Origin of the sequence: Bradyrhizobium sp. URHD0069 (assembly GCF_000701345.1) — a bacterium.
Taxonomy (GTDB): Bacteria; Pseudomonadota; Alphaproteobacteria; order Rhizobiales; family Xanthobacteraceae; genus Bradyrhizobium.
The window spans coordinates 1-9,438 of sequence record NZ_JNIJ01000082.1; the positions used below are offsets into that span (position 1 = coordinate 1).

The window sequence follows — 9,438 nt, forward strand, 5'->3', positions numbered from 1 at the left end:
CCGAACTTCATGTCGCTTCCTTCGCGAAGTAGGCTGCGGCCTTTTTTAAGATATCCCGCTCGGCCTTCAGCTTTGCGACCTCGCGGCGCAACCGCTCGATCTCTTGCTGCTCAGGCTTCATTTGCCCATGGCCAGGAAAGGCCTGCGCCGGATCGGCGCCGAACTCCTTGACCCACTTGCGCAGCACGTTCTCATGAACGTCCAAGTCCTGCGCCGCCTGCGCCACAGAGACCCCGCGGCCCTTCACCATCCTGACCGCCTCGACTTTGAACTCTCGACTGAATTTGCGTCTCTGCATGACCCACCTCCAGTTTCATGAAACACCCAAACTTGGTGTCCATCAAACCGGCAGCAGCTCACGTGGCGCAAACCGGCCGTAGAAGTTCTCGAGGAGCTACAAACGAGTCGTCACGCCAAGATGGACTATTGACCGAACACGAGGCTCACCAGGTTCCCCGAAGTTGCATGCCGGGAACAGGAAACCATTCAGCGGTTCCGGCCTTTACCCACGATACGTTAGGAGACCCGATGGGACAATCGAAGCCACTTCGCGCAACCGCGCTTATTGTCGAAGACGATCCGATGCAACGGGAAATGATGTGTCTCTTGCTCGAAGAGAGCGACTACGATGTCATCCAGTGCGAAAGCGCTGAAGCGGCCGAGCTTATACTGGACAGGAAGGGCGGCTCTCTGTGGTTGATGATGACGGACGTCAACCTCGCCGGCCAGATGGACGGCGTCGAGCTCGCGCACATCGCCAAGGAGCGTGTTCCAGATCTCGAGGTGATCGTTACCTCGGGCAAGCCGCTCCCGCAGGCGCTCCCTGAAGGCGCCAAGTTCTGGTCGAAGCCATGGGTGCCTCTCGACGTGATCCGCGAAGCTGAACGAACGTCAGTTGCTCACAGCACCGACGATGACGCGTAACCACCCGAGCCTGCGGTGGTTCTTCAACAAGGTGAAGCGGCGCTGGCTCGCATCGCTCAAGCGACGCAGCCAAACCGCACGCCTCAGCTGGGAGAGGTTCATCCAGTTCGTCGCCCGCTTCTTTCCGCCAATCAAGAGCCCTCGGGACCACATTGGACACCCGCTGGGAAAGCGACACTCCTGCCGTAACCTCGGCGGCGGCCGCACCCTTTAAGCTCAGCATTTGAAGTCGGGATGGCCCGGGCGGCCAAAATAGGGTCCGGTGCTCGAGATAGGACCCGTAAAATTTGAGCGGGCGTTGCTTACCCGCCGTGTCCGCTTACCCAGAATGCCACCGCGCCGAACACCGTGGCAACCACAGGCGCCTCGAATGAGACCGCGACGACCGCTAGGAGGGTGAAGAAAGCTACGTCATGTGCCTCTCCTAGGTACGCTCAAGAATGTTTGCGACGCTTTGGGCGTACCACTGCCCACCGCGTGCCGTTGGGATGCCCCGAGCATTCAGCGCCTCTGCGATTTGCCGTAGCGTGGTCGCACCGGCCTTCTGAGCTTCCTTGATGATGGGCAGCACGTTCGCGGCGTAGCGATCAGCTTCAGCCTGCACTGCCTCCACAGCGTTCTTGCGGGCCACGTGGAGCCTCGGGTTGCCCAAGGTGACCCCGCGAGCCTTGGCGGCCGAGAGTGCCTGCCTTGTTCGCGTAGAGATGAGCGCGCGTTCCTTCTCGGCCAATGCTGCAAACAGGTGAAGCACGAAGGGATCCACGTCCGGGCCCAGCTCGGCGACCACGAACGGCACCTTGTGTGCCATGAGGCCAGAGATGAAATGCACATCGCGGCTGAGCCGGTCGAGCTTCGCGACACCCACGTGGCACCTGAGCTTCCGTGCTGCGGCCAATGCGGCCTTGAGCTGAGGTCTTCGGTCGAGAGCGTCCGCGCCCTTTCCGGTCTCCACCTCCACAAACTCACGGACCACGTCGAAACCTTCGGCCGCCGCAAAGTGAACGAGGGTGTTGCGCTGAGCTTCAATCCCGAGGCCCGAGCGGCCCTGACCGGAGGTGCTAACCCGGATGTAGGTGACGATGGGCGCCGTGGGCACGTCGAAGGTCCTCCAGAGTGTTCCTGTAAAGAACCTTATTGACCATTTAGGTTTTATACAACGGGCGTTTAGGAATCCCTGCGATTCCGTTTTGCATGGGTCAGGCTGACTAAGTGCTTGTGGACCGCTTACTACCGTCAGTTGCTGTTTCGACCTTCTTCGTGCTTCATGCCCGGAGAGGGGCTCAGCAGCATGTTTGAGAAGTTCAAATACGAGAGCATTCCGCTCAAGGATATTGCCTTGGATGACCGAAATCCTCGGATCGTCACGCAGACGCCTTTGTCGTCCCAAGGGGAAATCGTCTCTTACCTCTATGAGAACGAAGACTTGGAGGCGTTCACCAAGAAGATTGCGTCTGAGGGTAAAAACATTGGTGCCGAGCGCCCCTATGTCGTCAAAAAGGGCGCGGGGTACATCGTCATCGAAGGCAATACGCGCATCGCGGCATACAAGCTTCTTACTGGTTTGATCAAACCGCCCAAAGATTATGAAGACACCATCCCTCACATCTCGGATGCCGCGAAAAAGCATTTGCTGAGTGTCGATTGCAGTATTGCTCCTGATCGCGACGCGCTGATGCCGATTATGGCGAGCGCGCATTTTGGCACAGGTGACAAATCCAAGTGGGGCTACTTGGGTAGTCGCAAAGCCGTCTTCGATGAGTTGAAAGCCGGAAAAACTCTTCCCAAGCTCGCCAAGCTATTCCATGTGACGCAAGGTGAAATCAAAGAGTTCATTCTTGAGTACCGGCTTTACCTCAAGGCGCTCACACTTCAGTGGACCCATACCGAAAAGGACATCCTGCTCAAACCAAACCTCGCGTTTAATCCGCCCGTCCGATTTCTGCAGACGAGCGGGCACAAAGAAAAAGTCGGTATCAGTTACGACACCGCCAACGTCAAGGTCGCGTTCGACGGCAAAGAAGCAGAGAAAAAGTTCAAGCACTTACTCGGCAAGCTCGTTATCAATCCGACCAAGGGCCTCGGAGCCACCGCAACCTACGACGCTGTTTTCGCCGACTACGGGACTGCGGCGGCAGGAAAGCCGTCTGGAGGAAAGAAAACAAGCGGGGGTGGCAGCACCGGTGGCGGGTCTAGCAGCGGCGGAACGGGGGGCGGCAGCGCCGGAGGTGGCAAATCTGGAACTGGAGGCAGCACGGCTCCCAAGCCGGGATCGCTCTTCGGCTATCCAGTAAACAAGATTAACAACGCGCTGGTGACGCAGTTGTTGAAAGAGGCGAAGGAGATCAACTGCAAGAAATATCCGGCGGCTGCCACGTTTCTCCTACGGAACATCGTTGAGACCATCCTCAAGCACATCATTGACGACCAGGGTGCAAACAAGTCGGGCCAAAAGTTGGACTTGGAGGGCTCACTCAATCTTTGCATCAGCCATAACGTGAAATTGTCCCACGCCGATAATTCAATCTTAAGCGAATTCAAGAAAGATCACCTCGCCTATCTCAATCTTGGTGCGCACGGCAACGTGATCCCCAACGAGACACGGGTCCTCGCGGCGCGAGACACGATTGATCAGTTCGTAAAGAAGCATGTGTAATGATCACCTCTCCTCTGCGGTATCCGGGCGGAAAGGCGAAGCTCTTTCCATATTTCATCGAGTTGATAAGGGAGAACCGGCTTTTTGACGCCGAATACTGTGAGCCATATGCGGGCGGGGCAGGGCTGGCCATCCAGCTTTTGATCCACGGTTTTGTCGATCACGTTTCAATCAACGATATCGACCAGTCTATCTACTCCTTTTGGGTTTCAGCGCTGTTTGACACGGAAAGGTTCTGCCGCCTCATTCAGAAAACGCCCATCGACATCGAGCAATGGCATCGACAGCAGGAAATCTGGGAGACGTCAGATTTCGATAACAAGCTGAAACTCGGCTTTTCGGCTTATTTCCTAAATCGTACAAACCGCTCCGGGATAATTGAGGGTGCAGGCCCCATCGGCGGATATGCTCAGAAGGGTAATTGGAAGCTCGATGTTCGCTTCGTCAAAGAAAAGCAGATCGAAAACATACGAGCGCTGTCCAGATACGCGAACCAGATCAAAGTAACTAATTTAGATGCGCTGGACTTCGTGCGTCAGAAGGTCGGCAGTGAGCGTTCTCTTGTGTACCTTGATCCGCCTTACTTCGTGAAAGGACACAAGCTCTATAAGAATTTCTATCGCGCGGAAGATCACTTGGAGATAGCTACAGAGCTCAAACGAAGGCGAAAAGCTAATTGGGTCGTTTCATACGACGACGTTCCCGAAATCAGAGCTGCGTATTCTTCGTTCGCGCCGATCACTTACCTCCTCAACTACAGTGCGGGCGAAAAGTCCGTTGGTTCGGAAGTGATATTTTTGAGTGACACCCTGACTGCACCGGAAGTTCACGGCTTTAGCGTACATCATGTTAGAAGGCGGCCCCCGGCAAGGCCAGCCAAAGCACGCACCACGAGCCCGAAGAAATCCAAAGTTCGCCGGTTGGCTAACGGAACTGAGCCCAACGGGCGGCGACGCGCTTGATCGGTGGTAGCACCACGTGGTAGCAATCACGAAGCAGCCAAGCTGATTTGTGCCTATATGCAGGCGTGCAATCTTCTTGGCCGCCGGATGCGGGCGGAATTTCGCAGCATCGAAATCGCTTTGGTTGGCGTCAAAGCGCCGGACCACCACAGCCTTCCACTTGCCGTCCGGCAGTTCATATAAATCCGCAAAGGCATTACCGTCCGGCTTGTAGGCCTTGTAGGGCTTGCCCGTTTTGCGATCCTTGATGATGACGACGTCTAGTTCCTCGGTCATGCGCACGCGTCGCACTTTCATGTTGCGGCCGTTGAGTTTGATGCCCTTCTCAGCGACATGGTCGGCGAAGGCCATCGCCGGGTTCTTTTTCCTCTTCTTGTCGTCGGGATCGGTGCTCTCGGGCTTGTAGGACTTCTGGAAGGTCATCCATTCCGCGATCAGCGCGTCGCGCAGCGCGCGGTCACGGATATCGGGCAGGGCTTTGTCCATCGCCTCGGGCGTATTGAACGCGGAGAGCGGTGCGCGCGACACCACTTTCCAGTTGTCGCCTTTCAGCGTCTTGCGGTCCTCACCCAACAGGTTGACATGGGTGTCCCCTGGCAATTTGAGCAGCTTGAGCAGGCCGTCGAGTTTCACTTCCTTCTGGGTTCGCAATGCGCGCAGAACCTTGTCGCGCTGGTCCTTCGACAGCGGCAAGGCGGCCTCGCCGCGTGGCGCCACGCGCAGGTTGGCGACTTCCTGCAGCATGCGGAATTCCTGCGCGCAGGGCAGGGCGCGGTGGGCTCGGCGCTCGCCGTCTTCCAGCAGGCACCAGCCCGGATCAATCGGCTTCAGCGGGCGTTGATGGAAAATGATGTCTTTGAGCGCGTGCCATTGCTCGGCTCGCAGGGCGTGATGCTTGTCTTGCACAGCGCGGATCGCGTCGAATTCGTTCTCATAATGCAGACGGGATGGATAGAATCCGGCCTCGGGCCACGCCCGCACCATGTCGCCTTTGCTGTGGCGCATGTAAAGGAATTCGCCGAGGGTCCTTGCCTTGTGTTCGTCCAGCAGCGCATTCAGCTTCTTGATGCCTTCGCTGATGACGCCGTCTTCCTTTTCCTTGCCGCCGGCCTTGCGATTGGATTTGAAGCCGCGCCGTTGGCCGAGATGGAACAGCGCGCGGCCAAGTTCATGCGGCGTCAGCGCGGCATCAAGTGCCTTCGCACGCAGGACATAGGGGTCGAGTGCTTCCAGCGCCTTGCGTTCCGTCTCGTCGGCGGGCATCAGCCCGAGCGCGATCAGGGCGTTCATCAGGTCGGAGCGGCGGTCCAGATAGCGATCACGGCGGCGGCGCATGCCGCGCGGAACGCGGCGCTGCACGGCGAGGGAGGAGCCGTCCTTGGGGTTGCGGCCTGCTCCAATGCCATCACCAAAAATGCGGACGCCGAGACCCAGCAGGCCGCAAGGCTTCCCGTCGGTGTCGAGTTTGATCGCGGCCCAGCCGGCGCTGTTGCTGCCGACGTCAAGGCCCACCCGTGAGCGGGCATTTTCGATGCGCATGAGACGTTCCCCCAGCCAGCGTTGTGTCGCCGCAGACTTTTTCTGACGAAAATTACCGTTGCGGGTCCTGGATTTGCAACCCATAATGCTGTCGCACAGTCGCACTATTTAGCCGATAGGAGATCGTGTGCTTCAGTATCGACACCTCCGGGTGTCTGCTAGCCGTTAACAAGGCCTTGGACTCACGTCCTTGGGCCACAAAATCGAAAAGCGAGCTTTGGCTCGCTTTTCTGTTTTTCAGGTGGCGTTGATACGGAGGCGCTGACTGTGCCGGTGTAGCCGAATGCCCGATTTCGAGCGGTGGTCACTCGAGTGATGCAGCCTTGGCCGGCGCGGATTAGGTGCCATGCTGGCCTGTCGGGCCAAGTTGAATGCCGACCTCAACGTCGCTTTCGATCAACCTCTGGCGGGCGCGCTCAAGGCGTTCGGAAAGCCCGTTCAAATCCGCATGGCGTACGGTCTCCTGGAAACGCATTGACGCGGATATGCTTGCCGATCAATTCGAGACGGCGCACGCGATCGGACAGCCGCAGCTTCTTCACCTGTCCGACCTGGATACGATCCTCGCCCGATCCTTCATAGAGCGCATTGACCTCGATACCGGCAACGAGGCCGTGCAGCCAAATCTCGGGTCACTCGTCGATCGGCTTGAGGTCACCGGCATCTGTGTAGAGGTCGGCAAGATCAGCCTCGACCTCAGCAACGAGGCGCTTCAACATCCATTCGGCATCGACCTCCAGCTTGTCCGATCGCTTGATCTTGGCCGCGTCGATCGCCTTTCGAACGTCCTCGTTTTCCAACATGCGAGGGCCTTGCTGGTTGGCAGTCCGTTCCGGCACGGATCGCAGCTTGCGTCGCATTGAGATCGAGCAAGTAGTTCTCAACAAACCGCTGTTGTTTCGGGGTGAGCGCCGGCATCGTCGCGTTGGACCTCATTTGAGCCCAACGATACCTCGCGAATGGTTGCCGCCAAAAACGGCACACCAACTTTTACCAACATGGTTTGGCGCTTAATCGCGAGCGCGAGAATGGCGACGTAGCGAGCTCACGGATCAAGCCGGCTACTCGCTGAAATCCCCACTACGGTCAGACGAAATCCTTCGCCTCGGCTTTGCCGCGGGTCGACGGTTCGAATAAGAAGATCGGCCTCTGGTGTTTCGCCGAAACCGGAAACCCCGTCGGCAATCAAGCCGCGGTGCATCCGTCCGGCATATTGGGTAGCGAAAGTGGTCACACGCCGTCGAAGCGATGTGTAAAAAAGGCATACCCACAGTGCCGGCTTTCGTGAGAGCGTCGAAATAGCGTTTGCCAATTTAGCCGAGGTCTTCGATGGCTGTCTGCCGCAAAGTGAAGAACTCGCCAAGCTCAAACACGATCCGTACAAAATTGCTGAAGCTATAGCGGACAAGGCCGTTGCGCTCAACATGGAAGTGTTCCGTGAAGGCGAAGGTCGAAAAATTCTCGTTACGCTGATTGTGCTTGCCTATACCTCTCTCGACAGTAAGCCGGAGTTCATGGCGGCTCGCCACCATTCGCTTTGGGGATCATCACCCGCCGCACCGGATCAGGTCGGTACGTCTTCGAGACCAGTTCCGCGCGCAAGCCCGCCAACCATGCTTCCAGGCCCTGCTCCTCGATGCGAGCAAACGTCATCAGGAGGGTCGGCATCCGCATTCGAACTTTCGAGGCCTGCTCGGGCTTCACTTTTGTTACGGCCCGTCGGATCGCTCAGCAGCCCAAGGCGGCGTTCGTCGCAGGGCTCCAACCCAGCCAGTTACCCGGCCGAGCCGCCTGCCAGCTTCCGGACCAATCGACAATTATCCGGGTGAGATCCTCCCTCACTGGTAGTTCGCGCCCTTGGGGCGCACGGTCAATCTCGTCGTTTTCAGCGTGGGCCAGCCACTTCCGGTCTACCCCGGCCCCCGATAACCGAACATTCGCAGGGTACGTCGGCACGTCTCAAACGTGCCGATTTTGTTCTCTAATTCCGGGCCTGCGGTCAAGACTCTCCAAACACATCCTTGCCGGGATCATGGTTCTCTCCGCGGTAGGGGCATGCCCTCCGCATGATGGCGTAGGATGACGCTGGTGGATCAATGTGTGAAGCGCGCTTGCTTTTTGAGCATCGCAAAGCCAGGGGCGATCGCACCAACGCCAGCGTCCCGGCAGGGACCTTGGATTCCGCCGGTGGTCGGCGGGAATTCGATAGTTTGCTACGCTGTTTGCATGGCGGTCTCCTTTGATGACCATCTAAATTCGGTACCTTCGATCCACATCCGATGCAGAATGACCGCAAGCTTCCGCGCAACCGCAACCTTGGCTTTGCGTAGCCCGCTTCGTTTTGCAAGCCGAATGCCCCAGGCTTTGAGCGCTGACCATTTTGCTACGCGTGTGAGCAGCACATTGGCTGCCTCATAGAGATAGCCGCGCAACATTTTGTCGCCGCACTTCGAGATTCGCCCCGTCCAGTCGATCTCGCCGGATGCGTAGCGTCGGGTCGTTAATCCGACATAGGCTCCGACGCTCCTTGACCTTTTGAAGCGCCTAGGATCATCGATCGTTGCAAGAAAGCAAAGAGCTGTGACGGGACCGATGCCAGGTGCCGTCATGAACTGTCGCACTTGGGCATTGTTGCGCGCGAGCTTCATGACCTTGCGATCGAGATCCGCAACCTGCTGCTCGATGGCCACTCGGGCGATGAGTAGCGGCGTTACCACAACGGCGAGTTCCGGCCGATTTTCGGTGAGCTCGGCAGCACGCCGTGCGAATACGTTCATCTTTGCTGGGCCAATAACCAGCCCGAGATTCTTCAAAAGCCCGCGGATTTGGTTCTCGAGATCCCGCTTGATCTTGACGAGTAGAGCTCGGCTGGCCAGCAGAGCCTTCACCGCGTGACAGTCGAGGTCTTTGACGCGCACTTCCTTATACCATCCACATTGCATGATGCGGGCGATGCCTACGGCATCATTGCGGTCGCTCTTGTTGATTTGCATTTTTAATGCAGCCTTGGCGTGCCTGGCGTCGATACAGATGACTGGCAGCCCGAGCTTATTTAGCTCAGTCCACAACCATGTCGACGTTGCTCCTGTTTCGAGTCCGATCCTCGCGACATACGGCGCATTTGACTTGATGAATGCTGCGATCGCTTCGGGGTCGGAACGAACCATGCCTTCACGCGCAATCTTTCCCGTTGAATCAACGATGCAGATCGCTGTTAGCTTCAGAGAAACGTCTAGTCCGACATAATGCTCCATTGCAGCTCTCCTGTCGTTGCATGGCTCAAGAGGCGAGCCCTATCGATTCCTGGAGAGCTGATTCTGAGAGCTTCAGTATGGCTCTGAGCCCGGAATTACCCCATGT

The 9,438-nt window shown here is 57.5% G+C and carries 7 protein-coding genes and 3 pseudogenes; 3 read left to right on the top strand and 7 right to left on the bottom strand.

The window, feature by feature from the left end:
• Positions 1–298, bottom strand: a pseudogene (locus tag N554_RS0129220) (transposase); the annotation flags it as partial.
• 230 nt (positions 299–528) lie between these two features.
• On the opposite strand from N554_RS0129220, the gene N554_RS0129225 reads away from it, so the two are divergent.
• Positions 529–924, top strand: a complete 396-nt coding sequence (locus N554_RS0129225) for a response regulator (RefSeq protein WP_029586709.1) — start codon at positions 529–531, stop codon at positions 922–924.
• A 424-nt stretch (positions 925–1,348) separates the two neighbouring features.
• Here the strand turns inward: N554_RS0129225 and N554_RS0129230 are convergent, their stop codons facing one another.
• Complete coding sequence (locus N554_RS0129230; RefSeq protein ID WP_029586710.1) at positions 1,349–2,020, bottom strand: recombinase family protein; 672 nt, start codon at positions 2,018–2,020, stop codon at positions 1,349–1,351.
• Between the two features lie 192 nt (positions 2,021–2,212).
• On the opposite strand from N554_RS0129230, the gene N554_RS0129235 reads away from it, so the two are divergent.
• Both N554_RS0129235 and N554_RS43205 read left to right on the top strand, forming a co-directional pair.
• The gene (locus N554_RS0129235; protein WP_029586711.1) at positions 2,213–3,577 is read left to right on the top strand and encodes a hypothetical protein; all 1,365 of its coding nucleotides are present in this window, start codon (positions 2,213–2,215) and stop codon (positions 3,575–3,577) included.
• A pseudogene (locus N554_RS43205) lies at positions 3,577–4,251 on the top strand (DNA adenine methylase); the annotation flags it as partial. The gene N554_RS0129235 and the pseudogene N554_RS43205, both read left to right, overlap by 1 nt.
• Before the next feature lie 12 nt (positions 4,252–4,263).
• Here the strand turns inward: N554_RS43205 and cas9 are convergent.
• The 5 genes and pseudogenes from cas9 to N554_RS0129265 form a co-directional block, all read right to left on the bottom strand.
• Complete coding sequence (cas9, locus tag N554_RS42430) at positions 4,264–6,078, bottom strand: type II CRISPR RNA-guided endonuclease Cas9 (RefSeq protein ID WP_029586712.1); 1,815 nt, start codon at positions 6,076–6,078, stop codon at positions 4,264–4,266.
• Between the two features lie 632 nt (positions 6,079–6,710).
• A pseudogene (locus N554_RS43210) lies at positions 6,711–7,014 on the bottom strand (terminase small subunit).
• Positions 7,015–7,391: 377 nt separating this feature from the next.
• Positions 7,392–7,610, bottom strand: coding sequence for a hypothetical protein (locus tag N554_RS41270; RefSeq protein ID WP_029586714.1), 219 nt, complete (start codon positions 7,608–7,610; stop codon positions 7,392–7,394).
• Complete coding sequence (locus N554_RS40510) at positions 7,591–7,752, bottom strand: hypothetical protein (protein WP_197033792.1); 162 nt, start codon at positions 7,750–7,752, stop codon at positions 7,591–7,593. Before N554_RS40510 ends, N554_RS41270 begins: the two co-directional genes overlap by 20 nt.
• 539 nt (positions 7,753–8,291) lie before the next feature.
• Entirely contained in the window at positions 8,292–9,332 is a 1,041-nt protein-coding gene (locus tag N554_RS0129265) for an IS110 family RNA-guided transposase (protein ID WP_029586716.1), read from the bottom strand.
• Positions 9,333–9,438 lie beyond the last annotated feature (106 nt).

What these genes read in the sequence shown, in the direction of transcription:
- N554_RS0129235 (WP_029586711.1), top strand. Translation starts at nt 2,213, where the DNA reads ATGTTTGAGAAGTTCAAATACGAGAGCATTCCGCTCAAGGATATTGCC.
- N554_RS41270 (WP_029586714.1), bottom strand. Translation starts at nt 7,610, where the DNA reads ATGGTGGCGAGCCGCCATGAACTCCGGCTTACTGTCGAGAGAGGTATA.
- N554_RS40510 (WP_197033792.1), bottom strand. Translation starts at nt 7,752, where the DNA reads ATGCGGATGCCGACCCTCCTGATGACGTTTGCTCGCATCGAGGAGCAG.
- N554_RS0129225 (WP_029586709.1), top strand. Translation starts at nt 529, where the DNA reads ATGGGACAATCGAAGCCACTTCGCGCAACCGCGCTTATTGTCGAAGAC.
- N554_RS0129265 (WP_029586716.1), bottom strand. Translation starts at nt 9,332, where the DNA reads ATGGAGCATTATGTCGGACTAGACGTTTCTCTGAAGCTAACAGCGATC.
- cas9 (WP_029586712.1), bottom strand. Translation starts at nt 6,078, where the DNA reads ATGCGCATCGAAAATGCCCGCTCACGGGTGGGCCTTGACGTCGGCAGC.